This window comes from Drancourtella massiliensis (assembly GCF_016900655.1).
In the GTDB taxonomy this organism is placed as follows: domain Bacteria; phylum Bacillota; class Clostridia; order Lachnospirales; family Lachnospiraceae; genus Sellimonas; species Sellimonas catena.
In genome coordinates, this window is record NZ_JACJKH010000012.1 from 1 (window position 1) to 18,284 (window position 18,284).

The 18,284-nt window shown below is 43.8% G+C and carries 22 protein-coding genes, 1 pseudogene and 1 other annotated feature; of the genes and pseudogenes, 2 read left to right on the forward strand and 21 right to left on the reverse strand.

Features of this window, described 5'->3' with window-relative positions; genetic code table 11:
* The first annotated feature begins 101 nt into the window (after nt 1-101).
* Nucleotides 102-1,229, forward strand: a complete 1,128-nt coding sequence (locus H6A32_RS07895) for a site-specific integrase (protein WP_243424879.1) — start codon at nt 102-104, stop codon at nt 1,227-1,229.
* Nucleotides 1,230-1,414: 185 nt separating this feature from the next.
* On the opposite strand, the gene H6A32_RS07900 is transcribed toward H6A32_RS07895, so the two are convergent.
* The 10 genes from H6A32_RS07900 to H6A32_RS07950 all read right to left on the reverse strand — a co-directional run bounded on the left by H6A32_RS07900 (nt 1,415) and on the right by H6A32_RS07950 (nt 7,356).
* The gene (locus H6A32_RS07900; RefSeq protein ID WP_204864077.1) at nt 1,415-2,266 is read right to left on the reverse strand and encodes an RNA-guided endonuclease TnpB family protein; all 852 of its coding nucleotides are present in this window, start codon (nt 2,264-2,266) and stop codon (nt 1,415-1,417) included.
* A 362-nt stretch (nt 2,267-2,628) separates the two neighbouring features.
* Nucleotides 2,629-2,919 carry an RDAC family protein gene (locus H6A32_RS07905; protein ID WP_204864078.1) on the reverse strand — a complete coding sequence of 97 codons (291 nt, stop codon included), beginning with the start codon at nt 2,917-2,919 and terminating at the stop codon, nt 2,629-2,631.
* Between the two features lie 67 nt (nt 2,920-2,986).
* Entirely contained in the window at nt 2,987-3,487 is a 501-nt protein-coding gene (locus H6A32_RS07910) for a DNA-3-methyladenine glycosylase I (RefSeq protein ID WP_204864079.1), read from the reverse strand.
* Nucleotides 3,488-3,519: 32 nt separating this feature from the next.
* A complete protein-coding gene (locus tag H6A32_RS07915) occupies nt 3,520-4,527 on the reverse strand; it encodes a type II toxin-antitoxin system antitoxin SocA domain-containing protein (protein ID WP_087167418.1) in 1,008 nt (335 codons plus the stop codon).
* A 25-nt stretch (nt 4,528-4,552) separates the two neighbouring features.
* Nucleotides 4,553-4,939 carry a type II toxin-antitoxin system MqsR family toxin gene (locus H6A32_RS07920; RefSeq protein ID WP_087167419.1) on the reverse strand — a complete coding sequence of 129 codons (387 nt, stop codon included), beginning with the start codon at nt 4,937-4,939 and terminating at the stop codon, nt 4,553-4,555.
* Nucleotides 4,940-5,068: 129 nt separating this feature from the next.
* Nucleotides 5,069-5,530 (reverse strand): GNAT family N-acetyltransferase, encoded by a 462-nt coding sequence (locus H6A32_RS07925; protein WP_204864080.1) that lies wholly within the window; start codon nt 5,528-5,530, stop codon nt 5,069-5,071.
* A 30-nt stretch (nt 5,531-5,560) separates the two neighbouring features.
* Nucleotides 5,561-6,244, reverse strand: coding sequence for a 4Fe-4S double cluster binding domain-containing protein (locus H6A32_RS07930; RefSeq protein ID WP_204864081.1), 684 nt, complete (start codon nt 6,242-6,244; stop codon nt 5,561-5,563).
* Nucleotides 6,245-6,271: 27 nt separating this feature from the next.
* Entirely contained in the window at nt 6,272-6,457 is a 186-nt protein-coding gene (locus H6A32_RS07935) for a hypothetical protein (protein WP_118635766.1), read from the reverse strand.
* Between the two features lie 126 nt (nt 6,458-6,583).
* Entirely contained in the window at nt 6,584-7,117 is a 534-nt protein-coding gene (locus H6A32_RS07945) for a putative ABC transporter permease (RefSeq protein WP_204864082.1), read from the reverse strand.
* 50 nt (nt 7,118-7,167) lie between these two features.
* On the reverse strand, nt 7,168-7,356 hold the full coding sequence (locus H6A32_RS07950; protein WP_087167423.1) for a DUF6472 family protein: 189 nt from the start codon (nt 7,354-7,356) through the stop codon (nt 7,168-7,170).
* 165 nt (nt 7,357-7,521) lie between these two features.
* Between H6A32_RS07950 and H6A32_RS07955 the strand changes: the two genes are divergently transcribed.
* Nucleotides 7,522-7,974 carry a GNAT family N-acetyltransferase gene (locus H6A32_RS07955; protein WP_087167424.1) on the forward strand — a complete coding sequence of 151 codons (453 nt, stop codon included), beginning with the start codon at nt 7,522-7,524 and terminating at the stop codon, nt 7,972-7,974.
* Nucleotides 7,975-8,037: 63 nt separating this feature from the next.
* Here H6A32_RS07955 and H6A32_RS07960 read toward each other — a convergent pair whose 3' ends face one another.
* The 11 genes and pseudogenes from H6A32_RS07960 to H6A32_RS08015 form a co-directional block, all read right to left on the reverse strand.
* Nucleotides 8,038-9,141, reverse strand: coding sequence for a 5-methyltetrahydropteroyltriglutamate--homocysteine S-methyltransferase (locus H6A32_RS07960; RefSeq protein WP_087167522.1), 1,104 nt, complete (start codon nt 9,139-9,141; stop codon nt 8,038-8,040).
* 108 nt (nt 9,142-9,249) lie between these two features.
* A complete protein-coding gene (locus H6A32_RS07965; RefSeq protein WP_087253049.1) occupies nt 9,250-10,167 on the reverse strand; it encodes a LysR family transcriptional regulator in 918 nt (305 codons plus the stop codon).
* Nucleotides 10,168-10,290: 123 nt separating this feature from the next.
* A complete protein-coding gene (locus H6A32_RS07970; protein WP_204864083.1) occupies nt 10,291-10,881 on the reverse strand; it encodes an alpha/beta hydrolase in 591 nt (196 codons plus the stop codon).
* Nucleotides 10,854-11,039 (reverse strand): hypothetical protein, encoded by a 186-nt coding sequence (locus tag H6A32_RS07975; protein WP_087167427.1) that lies wholly within the window; start codon nt 11,037-11,039, stop codon nt 10,854-10,856. The genes H6A32_RS07970 and H6A32_RS07975 overlap by 28 nt, the downstream gene beginning before the upstream one ends.
* Nucleotides 11,040-11,091: 52 nt before the next feature.
* Nucleotides 11,092-11,832: pseudogene (locus tag H6A32_RS16345) on the reverse strand (aldo/keto reductase).
* A gap of 44 nt (nt 11,833-11,876) precedes the next feature.
* Nucleotides 11,877-12,776 carry an NAD-dependent epimerase/dehydratase family protein gene (locus H6A32_RS07990; RefSeq protein ID WP_204864085.1) on the reverse strand — a complete coding sequence of 300 codons (900 nt, stop codon included), beginning with the start codon at nt 12,774-12,776 and terminating at the stop codon, nt 11,877-11,879.
* Nucleotides 12,777-12,807: 31 nt separating this feature from the next.
* Nucleotides 12,808-12,963 carry a hypothetical protein gene (locus tag H6A32_RS16860; protein WP_330677587.1) on the reverse strand — a complete coding sequence of 52 codons (156 nt, stop codon included), beginning with the start codon at nt 12,961-12,963 and terminating at the stop codon, nt 12,808-12,810.
* A 272-nt stretch (nt 12,964-13,235) separates the two neighbouring features.
* Nucleotides 13,236-14,126 carry a proline iminopeptidase gene (gene pepI / locus H6A32_RS08000; protein ID WP_087167430.1) on the reverse strand — a complete coding sequence of 297 codons (891 nt, stop codon included), beginning with the start codon at nt 14,124-14,126 and terminating at the stop codon, nt 13,236-13,238.
* A gap of 278 nt (nt 14,127-14,404) precedes the next feature.
* Nucleotides 14,405-15,055, reverse strand: coding sequence for a sugar O-acetyltransferase (locus H6A32_RS08005; protein ID WP_087167431.1), 651 nt, complete (start codon nt 15,053-15,055; stop codon nt 14,405-14,407).
* A 251-nt stretch (nt 15,056-15,306) separates the two neighbouring features.
* A complete protein-coding gene (gene leuS, locus H6A32_RS08010) occupies nt 15,307-17,730 on the reverse strand; it encodes a leucine--tRNA ligase (RefSeq protein ID WP_204864086.1) in 2,424 nt (807 codons plus the stop codon).
* Between the two features lie 121 nt (nt 17,731-17,851).
* Nucleotides 17,852-18,072: a binding site (T-box leader), on the reverse strand.
* Nucleotides 18,049-18,201: a hypothetical protein gene (locus tag H6A32_RS08015; protein WP_204864087.1), complete on the reverse strand. Its 153-nt coding sequence runs from the start codon at nt 18,199-18,201 to the stop codon at nt 18,049-18,051. It overlaps the preceding feature by 24 nt.
* Between the last annotated feature and the right edge of the window lie 83 nt (nt 18,202-18,284).

Genomic DNA, 18,284 nt, shown 5'->3' on the forward strand with positions numbered 1-18,284 from the left:
ATGGCGGCCTTCCTCCCATGGTAAAACGCAGGCAGTACTATGAGGCTTTGGAGGTGGCTGCATAGTCAGTGATATCCTTGAGAAAAATGTGTCAACTAATCTTGACAATATCACTCCGCAATCCGGGGCAAATCGCTTCCATTACCACGCAGAGAAAACAGACCGTCGCTGCCTATCTCAATGATTGGGTGGAGAGCTATGCAAGAGTGAACTTGCGCCCCTCTACTTATAATGGGTATAAACAGACCATTAAAAACTATATCAATCCGTATATCGGCGGCGTTGCCCTTAATCAGCTTACCCCCGCAATGGTAGACAAGATGTTTCAGCAGATTATCGACAAAGGCTTGAAGCCGTCTACCGCAGCCGGGGCAAAGCGTGTTTTAAGCGTGGCGTTGAGCCATGCACGAAAATACCGCTATATTGAAACCAACGCGGCAAAGGACACGCTTACAAAGTTTGGAAAGAGCGACAAGACCCCCGACCCGTACACGCCGGAACAGGTAAAAGCCCTCATGCAGCGCGTCGAGGGTACGGTTTGGGAAATGCCCGTCATTTTAGGCGGGCTTTACGGTATGCGCCGTTCTGAAATCCTGGGCTTGCGTTGGCGTAACGTGGATTTGGAAAACAACACCTTTGACGTTACCGAGCAGCTACCTTTCAAAGTGCCACCGAAAACAAAAGTCATTGAAGAAATGGCACCGCCGAAATCCAACGGCAGGAAGCTACCCATTACCGAGCTTGCCCGTCCGTTCTTCCTCAAACAGTTTGCCATGCAGGAAGCGCAGCGCGAACAGGCAGAGAAAGACGGCAAGCCCTATTATGACAATGACCTTGTTGTGGCAAAACCGGACGGCGCGCCTATCTCCGCTGCTTGGGTATCTTCACAGTTTGGAAAGCTGCTTGAAGATTTGGATATGCCGCATATCCGCTTTCACGATTTGCGCCATACCGCAGCTACCAATATGCACCAACTGACGGGAGACTTCTACACCGTAGGCGAAATATTAGGACATACGCTTGCGGGTATCGGCGTATCGCTTGGGCTGTCTATGAACTTTGAAGCCGTTACCGCCCGTTATGTGGACGTGCGGCTTGAACGCAAAAAGGAAGTTTTAGACGCTTATCATGGAGCGGTCAAACAGGCAGACCCGGCAAAGGCAGAGAAAGCCGAGCCGAAGAAAGCAAAGAGCGCGGCAAAGAAAAAAAGCAGCGATTTAGAGCTTTAACCGCTGTATCTCTTTACCGCTTCTTATATCGTCTTATAGCCCCGTGTGGGATTTGGGCACCATTTGGGCACCATTTACCGAAAAAGCACCACCAACAGAGGCGACAAAAGAAACGCCGAGAACGCGCAAAAACATAGAGTTTATGCGGGTTTCCGGCGTTTTCTAATCCCTCAACCGACCTAAAATCATCTTACGGCAGAGAGAAAAATTCTACTATTTTTTATCTGTAAGTTTTCAGAGACTATCACTTGATTTTCGCTGATAATCTCATGCGACAGCTTATGCAGATAATCTTTTCTGGCATTTACTATTTTCTCATAACATAACGCAATCTGCCTTTTTGCCTTATAATAGTTACTACTTTCCTTTTCTTTATGCTTTAACTGCCTTTGTAGTTTTACCAGTTTTCTTTCCATCTTCGACAGTATTTTAGGATTCCTGTATTTCCGTCCATCTGACGTAACACATATGTCTTTAATCCCTAAATCCAAACCAATTTTCCCTTCTGTTTCCGGAAATGGTTCATGGTACGTCTCTACTAAAACTGATACATAATATTTGCCGCTTGGAACCTGCGACACCGTTGCTGATTTTATCTGACCTGTAAATTTTCTGTGCAACTCCGCCCTCACTTGTTTTAGTTTTGGCAGTTTTATTTTTCTGGCATCAAAATCTACGCTGATATTTCCATTTGTATAATTTGTCGTATAAGATTTACGGCTGTTATGTTTGCTTTTGAATCTGGGATATCCGGCATGTTCTTTGAAAAATTTCCGGTAGGCCGAATCCATGTGATATATTGCGTTTGTAAGCGCAAATTTATCCACTTCCTTTAACCATTCATATTCCTCTTTTAATTGTCTGTTGCAGTAATTATTGCAGTCAGTTCTGCTCATAGATTTCTTATCTTTCTCATATTTTTCTTTTCGGTATGCCAAGGTCTGATTGTAAACAAAACGGCAGCAGCCAAACGTCTTTTCCAGAACTTCTTCCTGCACTTTATTTGGATAAATCCTATATTTATATGCCTTTAACATTAACCATCACCTCCCCATCAGCCCTAATTTTCTATGTATTTCCTCAGCATTTTTTCTAAAGCATTTCCAATGTTGCCCGGAAATATCTATCCGCCCAAAGTATGTGTTCTTTCAAAAAAGTTTCCCTAAGTCTATCGGATACCGTTCTCATATGTGATGCATCGTGTAATTTTTATCATATTTACAATTTTGCTGACAGACATTGTTAACTCTGTTTCTATCACGTAATAAATACTTGCATCTGTTTTCGATTTCCAGGCTTCCACGAAGCAAGTATATCACGCCTCGCTACTTTTTGCTACCTTGCCCAACAAAACTAATTGTTATTCAAAACAACCGTTTAAAGATCACTTATTTTGTACTCAATCTTTGGAAACACAAGAAAAATAATATCCATCTTCTGAAAAACGGACTTCTTCTCCTTTTGATGCATAATATTCCTGAATACATTTTATCGCAGTCTCTCTTGCTTCCTCTGTCAGACAGCATTCTCCCGGCGGAATGACGCAGGCGGTCTCCTCATTTTTATACCCCACATGAAATCGTGTACCGCTCTCTTCCAATATACCATTTAACAAAACAATATCCTGATACTTGATCATTTTATCCGCCCCGTTTCTATTACTCTTTATCTCTTCTTTTATGTACTGCATCCGACATTTCTAACAGTTCCTGATACCGGAAACACGTTTCCTTATGGTCATTGACGATGCCGCATGCCTACAGATGGGAGTAAACGGTCACCGAACCCATATATTTTAATCCCCGCTTTTTCAGATCTTTACTGATCCTGTCAGATAAGCCGTTTCTGGCTGGAACCTCTCCTTTCTGATGCCCGGTATACAGATATGTTTTCCCTTTTGTGAAACTCCAGATATAATCAGAAAAAGTACCGAACTCTTCCCTGATCTTCTGAAAGCACCTGGCATTATGGATCACCGCCTCAATCTTTCTCCGGGAGCGGATCATACCTTCGGTTTCCATAATCCGCTCAATGTCGTCCTCCCCGTATGCTGCCACTTTATCAAAATCAAAGGAATCAAAGCAGGCACGGAAAATTTCCCTCTTCTGAATCATCATATTCCAGTTCAGTCCGCACTGCATGACTTCCATCATCAAAAACTCAAACTGCTTCTGGTCATCCCGGAGCGGGACACCCCATTCTTCATCGTGATACTTCATCATTTTTTCATTGCACATACACCAGCCGCAACGCTCCATGGCATTCACCTCTCATTCGTTTTCTTCTGTCATTAAACATTCATCAGAATATCCTGAATATATCTTTTCAATCCAATCTCTGAGGAAATCGGATATTTGCTATTTATGAATTCATAATATTTTTTCATACGTTCTTTTGACATCGTTTCTTGAGACTGAATCTGCTCCTCGTATCCTTTACGGGCATCTTTCCATGGCTCTTCACTATGCGTGATCTGTTCCAACACTTTCCCCCCATATAAGCCAAATGTATTAACCACAAGATCGATCACATGCTTTTCATTCTCTGCAAGATCATCTGATATACCATTAAGGACTGCAAATCGTACATCATCAACCGGATTATATTTAAAATCTCTAAACAGATTATAAACTTCCGGATATACCGGGCCGTGTGCCCATGCTTCGCAGTCTTCCTCGAATAATGGATCTCCGAAGAGCACATAGTAAATACTCTGAATGAAATAAAGAAGCTTTTGAAGCATCAAAGGTGTAACCTCTTCCAAACTTTCAAAAATATATGCAATTGCCTGAAGCATTTTATCCGATACAGAAAACAGATTTTCCAGAGAATCCGCTGCCACAACGGCCTTATTATAAGCAGTTGACGCAATTTTCGAACGATTTTCTTTCAAACGGTTCTTCATATATGAGGGTGAAGTTAAAGCAGCTCTGATGATATCTGAGTATTCTTTTGATGGAATCTGTCCTGAAAGATACCTCGTTATTGTCACCTCGCCAAACCCCAATGCAAGAGATAGCGGCGCCTTTCCAAGATTATAAAGCTGCATCAGCTTCTTAATTTCCTCTGTTGACACAATTCCTTCTGTCTTTCGATACTGCTCATCCATCTCCTGTATATTCCTATCAAGAAGCCCCGGAATACTCATTTCTTTTCCACACTCGCTGCAAATCGCTGTCGTAATCGTAAACTGATATTCTTTATCTCTGATTTTCCTTACAACAGTTTTTTTACATAAAACATACTCTGTTTCTCTTCTGCATTCAACGCAGAAATCGATTCTACCCTTCTTTGACATATTCTTACCTCCTGACCCGGAATCTTTATTTGAAGTAATATTTAATCGGATAGCGTTGCTCATGAAATGAAACCACAATCACAAAACAATTCTCCAGCTTATTAAACTTGATATACAAAGATACTGTTTTTTCTCTGCTCCCAAACCGTTCTAATAGAGTAACATCTTTTCCAAAAACATAAAGTCTCTCATATTCATATCCTTTATGTTTATTTTGGAGAACCTCCGAAAAATCTTCCACTGATAAATCCAGTATAATCTTCCTGACTTTCTGTTCATCTAACACATAGTTAAAAAACAAATCCTGATTATCCTGTCTTCTATCATTTCTTTCCAGTCGGTATTTCCCGTTTTTGACTGCCTTTTTTACCTCGGAAAGATAACAATCTATTTCCTTTCTCCCTATATTCAATCTAAAACTCCCCTCATTTTAATGATTGATTTTTTCATTTATTCTATCATTAGATTACATCTATAATCGGTTTTTGTCAATATCCCATCACCGAAAAAGGACTCTGAAGTCCAGAATCCTTTTCGTTTCCTATCTCTCCCGATGTACATACATCCTCGTCATTTCTTCTTCCCCGTCTCCCTGCACCATACAGTAGAATTCCCAGCCATATCGTTCGTAAAAGGAGTCATGGTCTGTGATGAGATAGAGCGTATCAATACCTTTTTCTTTCATGTCCCGGCAGACAATCTCCAGCATCTTTCCTGCAATCCCGCGGCATCGAAATTCTTCTTCCACGTATACCGCGCAGACATTTGGGGTCAGATCTTTTCTATCATGGAAATCATTTTCAATCACTCCGATTCCACCGATGATCTGTTCTTCTTTTACAGCCAGATACCACTGCGGCACCGGATTTTCACTGTTCAGACTTTCTTCTATGCTTTCCAGATATGCATCCACCGGAACATTCCATTTTTCATGAAACCACTGTACTGCTTTCTGCTTCCACTGCGGTTTCTCTCTTAAATTCATGATATGGTACTCACACATCGTTTTTCTCTCCCATGTTTCACTTTACTTCTATTGTTTTTTCGGATAGTTTTGCGTGTATGCACAAACGGCAAAGCATTTCCCGCACAGGTCTGTATCAATTCCGGTGCTGGCGTACATAATCTCTTTCTGCTTCTGATAGCATCGGTTGACATCGACAATCTCTTCCCGCTCCATTCCTGCACTCCAGAGGGTTCCTTTCAGTGCTCCTGCCGGACAGTGCTGAACACAAAGTGAACATCCGCCGCATCTGGATTTCTCCATCGGCTGTGCACATTCTAAAGGCGCATCCGTCAAAAGGGAGGAAATCCTGATAGCTGAACCATATTGCGGCGTCACCAGCAGGCAGTTTTTCCCAATCCATCCAAGCCCCGCCCGGACGGCCACTGTTTTATGCGGAATCTCAGAACGGTTTTCTTCATCTACTTTTACCCGGTCTGTTGTCTGCGCCCAGGCATTGTACCCCTGTTCTTTCAGAAATGTTTCCCCCGCCGTTACAATCGTATTTAATTTCGCATTTAAGCTTCCATACAGCTCATAATATTCTTTTGTCGGAGCTGTTTTTAAATCCTCAATGACATGCTTCGGGATGGGAACCGCAACTGAAATCCCTGCCGGAAAACGGCACAACTGAACCGGGCGCATATCCCCGATTCCGACCAGCGCTGCTCCCTGTTCATAAAGCACCTGTTTCACCTGTTCTGTGATATTCATAGCTCTCACCTTCCTGTGCCGGATCAGTTAGTTTAGGGTAGAATTACTGATTATATAAAATGCCTCCTGGCTTGGCTGAACTTTTTTCTCTTTCGGCTCAAACATCTGATCAAACTCTTCGATTTTATCCATATCGATTTCAAAAGCCGGACTTTCTCTGTAGTACCATGTTCTTCCATCCAGCACTCCCGGTTTTAACTCTTTTACCATCATTCCGGTCGGGAAGATCCCGGAACATACACATTCCAGAATGCTTCCCGGATCAGATTTTCCACCTCTTTATAGTCCTGTTTTTCCTCTTTTCTGATTTTCAACATTTCCATCGTTTTCACCTCGAACTTATTTTAAAATCAATGCCGCAACATCGATGATAAACAGCACTGCCAGAACTCCGGTCAGCACAGAAAATGCCTTCTCCGGAATTTTCTTTGTCAGCCTGACAAACAGCGGCTGCAGCACATACAGAAAAATCATTCCTCCAATACCAAAACGGATACTTGGATTCAGCGCGATCCGCCCCTGAAAGTTAAAGGCAAACCGGGTATAATCCCACATCCAGCCGCCGGAAGTAAATTCCATAATATAACTTCCGATCAATTCTACCACCGTGGTAATCACAACAATTCCCACAAATACCAGAAGCGGCGTCGCCAGAATCTTCCCCAGATAAATCTTCTTTTTCTGAAGACCTCCCAGTGTAAAAATCAAAATCAGTGCTCCGAAGCCGTAGATCACACAATACGGGCCAAACAGCACTCCTCTGTTGGAGAAGCCCCAGCGGTACACAACGACTTCCAAAAACACCTCATAAATCCATCCAATCATAGAATAAAGCATAAAATAGAAAAAATATTCCTGTACTTTTCTTTTCATAACCGTCCCCTTTCGTTTTTTCCTTTTGTCATCTTTTACGGTCTCTTTCTTTACATCTGCTTTCGCACAACCCGGTATTCATCCCCGTTCCGATAATACGGACAGGAATAATGCGGCTCCATACGCAGCCGGACATAATCGTCTTCATCCATCGCGGCATCACAGACATATTCGTCATACTCTTCATCATAAATATAGTAAGCACAGCTGCTACAGCTCTGTGCAGATTGATTTCCCATTGACGTTCCCTCCTCTTCTCTGTCATTTCTGCTATCAGTGTATCATATCAGGGCTTTTAAGAAAAGCAAGGAAACATTCCGTTTCTCATTTTCTTCCATATCTCTTTCTTTTTTCTCTGACTCCTTGTAAAATAGAAAAAAACAGGCGGAGATCAGGAGGGAACAATGGAAATCAAAGAATATTTCAGCACAAAATATCAGGCACACTGGCTTGAGGAAATCAGGCAAAGCGACTGGAGCGCAGGTCAGTTTCTCTATGAACTGTTGAGCAAGAATGAGATCCATGAATTCTGCGGTAATCATGTGAGACTTTTTCTTCTGACAGAAGGCAAAAAGCTGGTCTCATTCTGCACCTTATCAGACATCGATGACATCAAAAATACAGACCTTGGTCCCTGGATCGGATTTGTCTATACCTTCCCGCAGTACAGAGGCCACCGGTATATGGGACTTCTTCTGGATCATGCGTGCAGGACTGCAAAAGAGGACGGCGCAGGAGAAGTGTTCATCGCTACCGGAGAAACCGGGCTGTATGAAACATACGGATATTCCTTTTATCAGATGATGGAAAATGCTGTTGGTGTCATGTCCAGAGTCTACCGAAAAGATCTGTCATGAGAAACAATCTTCATGCATAAAAAAACAGAGCCTGTCCCAAAACAGACCCTGTTTTTTCTTTTTTTACCCCCATACTTCTTCCGCGATCTCTTTTACAAGCGCAAGTTTTGCCCACTGTTCTTCCTCAGTCAGCTTATTCCCGATCTCGCAGGAAGCGAATCCACACTGCGGGCTTAAATACAGCCGGTCAAGGGGAATGTATTTTGCTGCCTCATAAATCCGTTTTTTCACTTCTTCTTTCTCTTCCAGAACCGGTGACTTTGTTGTAATCAGTCCAAGTACTACCTTTTTCTCTCCGGTCACTTCCGCAAGCGGTGCAAAGCTTCCGGAACGCTCATCGTCATATTCCAGATAGAATGCGTCTACCTGTTCTTCTCCGAACAGCGGTTTTGCAATCGGATCGTAAGCTCCGCTGCTGAAGTATGCGGAATGATAATTCCCCCTGCAGACATGTGTTGTAATCACCAGATCCTCCGGCTGATTCTGGATGGCCAGATTGTTGACTTTTACAAATTTCTCTGCACTTTCCTGGATTTCTTCCCTGCTTCCGGCAAATCCTTCCGCCACAAGAAGTCCCCAGGTACAGTCGTCAAGCTGAAGATTCCGGCATCCCGCATCATACAGATCCCTGATCACTTTCCGGTAACCTTCTGCGATATCCTCCATCAGTTCCTCGTCCGTCTTATAAACCTTTCTTGTCTGTTCCAGATTTCCCGGAATCAGCATCTGGGCAAAAAACTGGGCCGGTGCCGGAATCGTCTGTTTTGCCACGGTATGCTCATCTTCCAGCGCTTTGACAAACCGGAAATGCTCTACAAACGGATGTGTGCCCACCCGGATTTTTCCGGTCAGCCAGGTATCATCGAGCATTGCATCTTCTCCCTGAAAAGCGATGCCCTGTTCTGTCTTTTTATGAGCCACTCCCTCAAATCCCCACATAAAGTCCAGATGCCATGTGGATCGGCGGAATTCTCCATCTGTAATCACATGATATCCTGCCTCTTTCTGCTTCTTTACCAGATCCCGGATCGCCTCATCCTCCACAGCCTTTAATTCTTCTGCTGTAATTTTTCCTTCTTCCAGTGCTTTCCTTGCCTCCTTTAATTTTTCCGGGCGTAAAAAGCTTCCTACATAATCATATCGAAACGGTGCATGTTGTTTTGCCATGATGTCTTCCTCCATTCTTTTCCTGTCAGTTTTCTGATGGGTTTCAGTATACCGCTTCTCCGTCCATTTGAAAAATACAAAAAAACAGCGTTCCGCCATAGCGTAAAACTATGACAGACGCTGTCTGTGTGGAATATGCTGTTTTAAAGCTTCCATATATGCTTTCCCGTAACGGCTCAGCGGCATGTTTTTCTGCGTGATGGTGCCGATCCGCATCTTCTCATCCACATCCAGAGGCCGTGCAATGATATTTTCCCCGTTCAGCTCTTTACTGATCACTCCGGAACTGACCGTATATCCGTTAAGTCCGATCACCAGATTAAACAATGTTGCCCGGTCCCGGACTTTGATGTTTTTCCTGCGGTCCAGCGTGCTTAAAATCTCTTCCGAAAAATAGAAGGAATTGTATTCTCCCTGCTCAAAGGAAAGATACGGATAGTCCGCCAGATCGTCAAGCGTTACCATCTCCTCCCCTGCCAGCGGGTGCTCTGCTGACAGAAACACATGGGGTTTTGCCACAAATAGTTCACGGAATACCAGTCCGTTCATCCGGAGCATCTTCTGAATGATTTCTTCATTTTTGGAGGAAGTATAGAGTATTCCGATCTCACTTTTCAGCCGGCTGACATCCTCGATAATCTCGTAGGTCTGGGTTTCTCTCAGCGTAAAATCGTACTTTTTCCCGCCAAATTCACGTATCACATCCACAAAGGCGTTGACCGCGAAAGAATAATGCTGACAGGAGACGGAAAATCTGGAACGCCGTTCTTTCTTGTTCAAAAAGCGCTCTTCCAGAAGGCTGGTCTGCTCCAGAACCTGTCTTGCATATGCGAGAAATTCATCACCCTCATTGGAAATCGTCACGCCCTTGTTGGTGCGGTGAAAAATCGTGATCTGCATCTCCTTTTCCAGTTCCCGGATGGCATTGGTGAGACTTGGCTGTGAAACAAAAAGCTGCCTTGCCGCCTCTGTAATATTTCCTGTCTCCGCCACGGTCACAATATATCTTAACTGCTGTAATGTCATCTTCCGTTACCTGCTTTCTGTCCGGGTACATTTCCCTGATTAAAAGGGCAGCGTCAATCGCTGCCCCTAGCTTAAAAGTATATAGGAAAGATAAGATTTTGTCAATTTGCCTTCTCTGGATTCTTACTTCCAGATCCAGCACAATCCGTTATAAAAATATTCCATCGCATACTCCCCGTTATGAGTGCCGCCTTCCTGTTCGAGGAAATAAAGGTTGCCCTCCCCTTCATTGTCCGCATAACGGAATGTTCCGCTATTTTCGCCTGCCATTGCCTCAATCTGGTTTTTGAAAGAGGAATAGGCAAAATCATCCGTACCGGATGCCGCAAAAATAAAGAAATCATCCCAGTCATGTCCAGAATCCTGTACCATCGACGCCATAACTTCTCCATCGTTCGTAAGGCTTCCGCTGGACGGCATGAAGTAGCGGAAATAATCCAGACAGTACTCAAATGTCCTCCATGTTGCTACAGATCCCATGGAGAATCCACAGAATGCCCGGTGGTCTCTCGATGCCCGCAGCCCTTCCGGCGAAGTTTCCTCCGCATAAGTACTGTAAGTCCCCTCGACAGCCGGAATCAGATCGTTAACCAGCTCATTGTGATAATTCTCGGTCAGCTGAAGTGCCAGAGAATAATCGGCACTGTCCTCTTCACTTTCATTATTGTAAGTCGGGCAGACCACAATCATCGGCTCGATTTTCCCGTCTGCCATGGCATTGTCCAGCACATTTTTAAAATCATTCGGCCGGTCCGGCGTTCCCAGATAGGTCGTCTCGTTGCTCCATCCACCGTATCGCTTTGTTCCTGCTCACATCCTGCCAGAAGCATCAGCGCTGCCAGAAGTCCGACCAGTACTTTGCTCTTTTTCATCGCAATTTCAGCCTCCTGCCTCTTTTTGATTCACTATTTTTGTTCTCAAAAATCAATCGTGAATCTTATAGTTTGCAAGCAGCATCTCTGCAATTCCAGGTGCTTCCGGATCGTGTTTTCCCTTTCCGGTATCCATTGCACGGATTGCGTTCATCTCTTCTTCTGTCAGTTCAAAATCAAAAAGATCGATATTTCCCGCAATTCGTTCCGGATTTGTGGATCTCGGAAGAATAATCAGACCTTCCTGAAGTTCAAAACGAAGAACAATCTGTCCGGCATTTTTGCCGTATTTTTCTGCAATCTTTGTCACTGCCGGATGAGAAAGCATTGCAGCATTTCCACTTCCCAACGGCTGATATGCTTCAATTTTCACATCATGTTCTGCAAGTAATGCTTTTAATTCTTTCTGCTGGAAAAACGGGTTGCATTCCACCTGATTAACTGCCGGAATGGTGGATGCCTGCGGCAGAAATTCTTTCCAGATCTTTGGAGTCATGTTGCTTACGCCGATGGATTTCAGGACACCATCTTCCTTTGCTTCCTCAAGAGCCTTCTATACTCCTGCCACGTCTCCGTACGGCTGGTGCAGAAGATACAGGTCAATATAGTCCATACCCAGTTTTTCCAGAGAAGTCTCCAATCCTTTCTTTGCTGCTTCATATCCATAATCCTGAAGCCAGAGCTTGCTTGTGATAAAAATTTCTTCTCTCGGAATTCCGCTGTCCCTTACTGCCTTTTGTGCTGAGATCAATCTGTTGCTTTCGATTTTATTATAAATCCCGGATCTCCACATCAGAAGTATCTTTTGGTTTGGCAGTATATACCGAAAGGTTTCTTCTATTTCAGATACATGTCAATGTAATCAAAAAACGGCTTCTTCTCCACCTGATCCTGATTCTGTCTGTACCACGCAAAGGCTTCCGAAAGTCCTTCCTCCAATGGTTTTGCATCCGGCATGAGTGCACACTGTCTGGTCACATCCAGCTGGTATTCATACTCGCAGAAACTGAAATAATTTCTCTGTTCAACCGCTTCCTGAACATTTACAAATTCAGCCGTTTTTCCCGCAGCACGGTAACAGAGCCCGGCCCAGTCCCGGACAGAAATCATTTCCGGATTTCCCACATTAAAAATATGCTGTTCCGGTTTTCTCTCCAGTAGAATATCCAGAAATCTGCACAGATCCTGAATGTGGAAAAACTGCAGTTTCAGACTGCCGTCTCCCGGCAGATAAAACGGCCGGTCTGCCATCGCACAGTCAAATACAAAGGCTTCCCGGTAGATATCATTCATCGGCCCGTATAAATACGGCGGCCTTATAATAAATGCATCCGGATCTCTCTTTTGCAGCACTGTCTCTGCCTCGATCTTGTCCGTGCCATATTTTCTCCAGTATGTATTCTCAGCAAGCGGCGTTTCTTCCGCAAACGGCTGCGGGAGATTGTCCGGATAAACTGCGCTGGAACTGATGAAAACATAATTTTCATAACTTCCAAGCGCATCCAGAAGCAGCTCCACTTCTTTTGCCGTATAGCCTGTATCAATCACAACATCAAAATGAAGATCACGAAGACGATCCCCCAGATGATACCGGTCCGCCTCGATCAGCCGCACGCCGTCAGACTGTTTCTTCGTGTTTCTGTTCAGTACACTGACATCATATCCTTTCCCAACATAGTACTCTGCAATGTATCTGCTTACAAATGCGGTTCCCCCTGTTACAAGTACTTTTTTCATACATCCTCCATTTTTCTTATGTAAAGCCGGGTTAAATCCGGCTGCAAAATTCTATAATTTCCTCTTTCCTTTTCTTCGCATCCTCTTTACATTCTACGGAGCATAGTCCAAGGCTTCCGCAGCACTCAATTTCCAGATGTCCATAGAAGTGTTCGAGTGTTTTAATAATCCGTTCGCATTCCTTCATATTTGGTCCCGTTCTTAATACAACAGCATAGCCTTTTTTTCCCGCCCGGACAGACGCATGAGGTTCGTGTGTATTACACCATGGCGTACATCTGTCGATAAAGACTTTAAACTGCCCCGGAACATCCGCCCAGTAGGAAAGTGATTATTTTTACTATCCTATCACAGGCATGTTCTGGACACAAGAGTATTATTTATAAGACAAGGGCACCGCCCTGTCACTTTTCAGATGATAGAGCAGCGCCCTTTATTTACTTCATACATTCAACCAGATTAGTCGTACTGATTCATCCATTTGATGAGTTCTACGCAGTAATCATCATGTCTGTCAACAAAACATGTATGTCTTGCACGTTCCCAAAGGATCCATTTAGAATTCGGGATTCTGTCTGCCATGGTCTTAGCTACAAGTGGAGAACAAAGATCTGAAATACCACTGCAGATCAGAGAAGGAATCTTGATCTGGTCAAGTTTGTCAATGTATTCAAAGTCTTTCAGTGTTCCTGTAGGTGCGAATTCGTTTGGTCCCCATCCTTCAACATAAGACTCAGAACCTGATTTTTTCGGTCTTGTACAGCACTCCGGAGCATCTTCTCCAATCCAGTAGTTGCAATATCTATCCATGTATTCTGCAACTGCAGCATCGTAAGCTTCTCCTGTGAAATCACCTGTTTCAAGAGCATGGTTAATTGCATCCTGCATATCCTGCGGCATCATTTTGATACGGCGAAGACCTTCTCTTTCCCAAAGAGAACTGCTTGGATGGCCGCTTGAAATGATGAAACTCTTAACACCCTTCGGATCATAGTCAACTGCATATGCGATCTGCATCATTCCGCCCCAGGACTGTCCAATGATGTGGCATACATCTAAGTCAAGGTGTTTTCTCAAAGCTTCCAGCTCGTCTAACCATACTTTCTGGTTCCACAGTTCCGGATGTCCGTCCAGATAAGAATTTCCGCATCCGATCTGGTCGTACATAACGATCATACGATCATCATCGTCTGCAACATTGTCCAGTACTTCGAAATAGTTATGAGTAGACCCCGGTCCTCCGTGAAGACAAATCAATGGTGCCTTTCCATTATCTTTTCTTTCCCCAACAATTCTGTAATAAGTCTGATAACCTAAGTACGGCATGTAGCCTTCTGTAATTTTTGCCATGATTATCCCCTTTCTGACATTTTTTTCACTATCTTTAAGTATAATACATTTTGCGAAAAAATGAACCCTTTTTTGTAATTTTTTTCAATTTTGTTAATATTATCCAAAATCATATCCCTGTACCATACAAGATAACCGAATATGAATTGGTATATTTATAGGTGATTTCTATAAAACAAATATCTTTTTCTGCTTTATGCTACCCTGATGGATATTTTTTTGTCAAGTGAAACATTAAGACTGCCTGATTATTTTTCACTCAATAGAACCACCTCTGATCAGATTATACAGTTCAAATTGTACGAAAAATGCTCTCTATCTTCCGGAAGAATCAACTCCTTCTTGCTGTCCTTTTCTGTAATTGGCCTTACCGGTCTGCACGGATTACCAAATGCAAGATAATTATCCGGAATATCTTTTGTCACAACACTGCCTGCGCCAATCACGACATTATTTCCTATATGCACGCCCCCAATTACAACCGTATTACATGCAATCCAGACATTATTACCGATATGAATTTCGTCCGCATATTCTGCCATCGTTGTCTTTCCATCTTCGTCCAGCCCCATCCTCTCCTGAGCAATAAGAGGATGAGAAGTAGCCATCAAAGAAACATTCGGGCCAAAACAGACATTGTCACCAATGAAAATTTTTCCATCATCCATAACCGTCAGATTAAAATTAGCAAAAAAATTTTCCCCGATAAAAGTATGACATCCATAATTAAACTGCACAGGGCCCTGAAAATAAAACACATTTCCCACTTTTCCCAAAATATCGCGAATCACTTCATTTCTGTCGGAATCAAACTCGTCCATCATATTATATTTCTGACATGCAGCATGAGCTTTGTGCTTGATATCCTTCAGCTCCTGTTTTCTTGGATCAAACATTTTCCCCGCAAAAATTTTCTCTTCCTCTTTCATATACCTTCCTCATTTCTTTTTTACTAATTCTTATATTAGCAGAAAGTTCTCCAAACTTCTACAATATTACATCCGCTGATTTTCTCTCCTACAATTCCTGTCTTTGATGTAAGATTCCTTAACCGCTTCTCTCGTCTCCCGGTCTCAACGTTTTAAATGGCCGGTAAAGAATTTCGGCATTTTCTCCCATATTCCGTCAAGCGAGAGAAGAGCCAGGCCCCTGTCTGCAAGGGTTCCTGGCTCTTTCCTGCTTATTTCATTACAATATTGATGATTCTTCCCGGTACATAGATTTCTTTTACGATATTTCCGGTCAGTTTTTCTTTAATTGCTTCCTTGCCGGCAGCAATCGCTTCGTCTTTTCCTGCTTCTGCGGAGATTGTTACAACAGCTCTTGTCTTTCCGTTGATCTGTACAGCCACTTCGATTTCGTCATCTTTCATAGCTTCTTCATCGTAGGTCGGCCATCCCGCATGGAATACGCTTCCTTCGTGTCCCAGCTGCTCCCAGAGTTCTTCGCCCATGTGCGGTGCGAACGGTGCAAGCAGTACTGCGATCGTGGAAAGTGTCTCTTTATCAATTCCGCCTTCTTTCTTGGCAAGATCGATAAACTTGTTGTTGTATTCCATGAATCCGGAAATTACCGTATTCAGGCTGAAGCTTTCCAGACGTGTTGTAATATCGTATACCATCTTGTTGCGGAGTTTGAGCATCTCCTTGGATGGTGTTACGTCTTTGTCTTTGTTGTCCATTACAAGATTCCAGAGCTTGTTCAGGAAACGGTATACCCCGTCGATTCCTCTGTCATCCCACTCTGCATCCAGTTCCGGCGGTCCAACGAAGAGTTCATACATTCTCAGAGAGTCGCATCCGTAATCTCTTACAAGATCGTCCGGAGATACGACATTTCCTTTGGACTTACTCATCTTGATTCCGTTCTTTCCGGTAATCATACCCTGATTGAAGAGCTTGATAAACGGCTCATCAAAATCGATCACGCCGATATCGCACAGGAACTTCGTGTAGAAACGGGAATACAGAAGGTGAAGTACTGCATGTTCCACACCTCCGATATACATATCAACCGGAAGCATCGCGTCCGCTTTTTCTCTGGAAACCAGTTCTTTATCATTATGCGGATCTACGTAACGCAGGAAATACCAGGAGGAACCTGCCCACTGAGGCATGGTGTTGGTCTCTCTCTTGGCCGGCTTTCCACAGACCGGACAGCTTGTGTTAACCCAGGAATCAATCGCAGCAAGCGGAGATTCTCCTGTTCCTGTCGGCTCGTAAGAATCTACATCCGGCAGTGTCAATGGAAGTTCTTCTTCCGGTACCGGTACAGCGCCGCAGTCCGGGCAGTGTACAATCGGGATCGGTTCTCCCCAGTATCTCTGGCGGGAGAATACCCAGTCACGCAGTTTGTAGTTGACGGTCTTTCTTCCGATACCGCGCTCTTCGATCATCACCGGAGCTTCCTTTTTCAGAACAGCGGATTCCATGCCGTTCCATTCTCCGGAATTGATCATGGTTCCGGATGCCTCTGTGTAGGCTTCTGTCATATTTTCAATTTCTTTTCCGTCTTTGGCGATAACCTGAATGATCGGAATGTTAAACTTGGTTGCAAATGCAAAGTCACGGTCATCATGTGCCGGTACGCACATGATTGCTCCGGTACCGTAGTCAGCCAGTACATAGTCGGACAGCCAGATCGGCACTTTTGCCCCGTTGATCGGATTGATCGCGTAGCTTCCTGTGAAAACTCCGGTTTTTTCCTTATCCTGAAGGCGGTCAACATTAGACTTCATGGAAGCGTCGTAGATATATTTCTCCACTGCTTCTCTTGTCTCATCGGTTGCAAGTTCTTTTGCAAGAGCATGCTCTGGAGCCAGTACCATAAATGTTGCGCCGTAAAGTGTATCCGGTCTTGTTGTGTAGACAGTGATCTTTTCATCTCTTCCATCCACCGGGAACTCTACCTCGGCACCGTAGGATTTACCGATCCAGTCTGTCTGCATCTTCTTAACCTTCTCCGGCCAGTCCAGTTTGTCCAGGTCGTTCAGAAGTCTCTCTGCATATTTGGTAATCTTGAGCATCCACTGACGGAGGTTCTTCTTTGTTACTTCCGTACCGCAGCGCTCACATTTTCCATTGACAACTTCCTCGTTTGCAAGTCCGGTCTTACAGGACGGGCACCAGTTGATCGGGAACTCCTTCTCGTAAGCAAGGCCGGCCTTAAACATCTTTACAAAAATCCACTGAGTCCATTTGTAGAAGTTCGGGTCTGTCGTGTTGACCTCTCTGTCCCAGTCGTAAAGAGCCGCGATCTCATTGATCTGTCTCTTGATATTCTTTACATTTTCCGCTGTGGACTTTGCCGGATGAACGCCCATTTTGATCGCGTAGTTTTCTGCCGGAAGTCCGAATGCATCCCATCCCATCGGATGAATGATATAGTATCCCTGAAGCAGTTTGTAACGACTCCATACATCGGAGATGACATATCCTCTCCAGTGTCCGACATGCAGACCGTTTCCTGACGGATACGGGAACATATCGAGGCAGTAATATTTCTCATGTTTTCCTCTCTCATCTTCCTGCACATTCACCGGATGCTCTTCCCAGTGTGCACGCCACTTTTTCTCGATTGCCTTGTGATTATAAGGTGTCGGCATCTTTGATTTCCTCCTTACATAATATAGTAACCATTTTATGCTTTCTTTTATACCCGCAAAAGCTTCCTGACGATCCATTGGATTATCTATAGAATAAAAAAACTTCCGTCTCTGAACATATCCAAGAGACGAAAGCCATGAAAGCCCACGCGGTACCACTCTTCTTCGCCCGTCCGCAGACCGGCGCACTCTCATCTGTAACGGGAATACCCGCTTCCGGCTACTAGAGTTCACCAGAAGAACTCCGAGGCGAGTTGGGAGTGTCTGTCCTGCTGCCTCGCACCATACGGCAGCTCTCTGAAAAAACATCGGCTCTTACTATTCCTCATCTGACGTTTTTCTCTGTACTTTTTTATACCTGTTCATTTTACTCATATCATCTCTCTTTGTCAAGATTTCCACCTTTTTTCCTATAATTTTTCCATATTTGATTTTTTCTGGATTTATTGGAATGTTTTTCGTTATTTTCATTCTTTTCGAGTTTCTTTTGTGGAATTTGACAAAAAAGGATTGTTTAAAATCCCTGATAGGTGTATAATAATCACAAGTCATTT

Excerpts from the sequence above, each read along its gene's own strand:
- H6A32_RS07975 (WP_087167427.1), bottom strand. The coding sequence starts at position 11,039 with ATGAAAAAGAGCAAAGTACTGGTCGGACTTCTGGCAGCGCTGATGCTT.
- H6A32_RS07905 (WP_204864078.1), bottom strand. The coding sequence starts at position 2,919 with ATGCAGTACATAAAAGAAGAGATAAAGAGTAATAGAAACGGGGCGGAT.
- H6A32_RS07930 (WP_204864081.1), bottom strand. The coding sequence starts at position 6,244 with ATGAATATCACAGAACAGGTGAAACAGGTGCTTTATGAACAGGGAGCA.
- H6A32_RS08015 (WP_204864087.1), bottom strand. The coding sequence starts at position 18,201 with ATGAAAATAACGAAAAACATTCCAATAAATCCAGAAAAAATCAAATAT.
- H6A32_RS07965 (WP_087253049.1), bottom strand. The coding sequence starts at position 10,167 with ATGACATTACAGCAGTTAAGATATATTGTGACCGTGGCGGAGACAGGA.
- H6A32_RS07960 (WP_087167522.1), bottom strand. The coding sequence starts at position 9,141 with ATGGCAAAACAACATGCACCGTTTCGATATGATTATGTAGGAAGCTTT.
- H6A32_RS07990 (WP_204864085.1), bottom strand. The coding sequence starts at position 12,776 with ATGAAAAAAGTACTTGTAACAGGGGGAACCGCATTTGTAAGCAGATAC.
- leuS (WP_204864086.1), bottom strand. The coding sequence starts at position 17,730 with ATGCCGACACCTTATAATCACAAGGCAATCGAGAAAAAGTGGCGTGCA.
- H6A32_RS07900 (WP_204864077.1), bottom strand. The coding sequence starts at position 2,266 with ATGTTAAAGGCATATAAATATAGGATTTATCCAAATAAAGTGCAGGAA.
- H6A32_RS07945 (WP_204864082.1), bottom strand. The coding sequence starts at position 7,117 with ATGAAAAGAAAAGTACAGGAATATTTTTTCTATTTTATGCTTTATTCT.
- H6A32_RS16860 (WP_330677587.1), bottom strand. The coding sequence starts at position 12,963 with ATGAAGGAATGCGAACGGATTATTAAAACACTCGAACACTTCTATGGA.
- pepI (WP_087167430.1), bottom strand. The coding sequence starts at position 14,126 with ATGGCAAAAATTACAGAAGGCTACATGCCGTACTTAGGTTATCAGACT.
- H6A32_RS07935 (WP_118635766.1), bottom strand. The coding sequence starts at position 6,457 with ATGATGGTAAAAGAGTTAAAACCGGGAGTGCTGGATGGAAGAACATGG.
- H6A32_RS07970 (WP_204864083.1), bottom strand. The coding sequence starts at position 10,881 with ATGGCAGACGGGAAAATCGAGCCGATGATTGTGGTCTGCCCGACTTAC.
- H6A32_RS07910 (WP_204864079.1), bottom strand. The coding sequence starts at position 3,487 with ATGGAGCGTTGCGGCTGGTGTATGTGCAATGAAAAAATGATGAAGTAT.
- H6A32_RS07915 (WP_087167418.1), bottom strand. The coding sequence starts at position 4,527 with ATGTCAAAGAAGGGTAGAATCGATTTCTGCGTTGAATGCAGAAGAGAA.
- H6A32_RS08005 (WP_087167431.1), bottom strand. The coding sequence starts at position 15,055 with ATGAAAGAGGAAGAGAAAATTTTTGCGGGGAAAATGTTTGATCCAAGA.
- H6A32_RS07955 (WP_087167424.1), top strand. The coding sequence starts at position 7,522 with ATGGAAATCAAAGAATATTTCAGCACAAAATATCAGGCACACTGGCTT.
- H6A32_RS07925 (WP_204864080.1), bottom strand. The coding sequence starts at position 5,530 with ATGTGTGAGTACCATATCATGAATTTAAGAGAGAAACCGCAGTGGAAG.
- H6A32_RS07950 (WP_087167423.1), bottom strand. The coding sequence starts at position 7,356 with ATGGGAAATCAATCTGCACAGAGCTGTAGCAGCTGTGCTTACTATATT.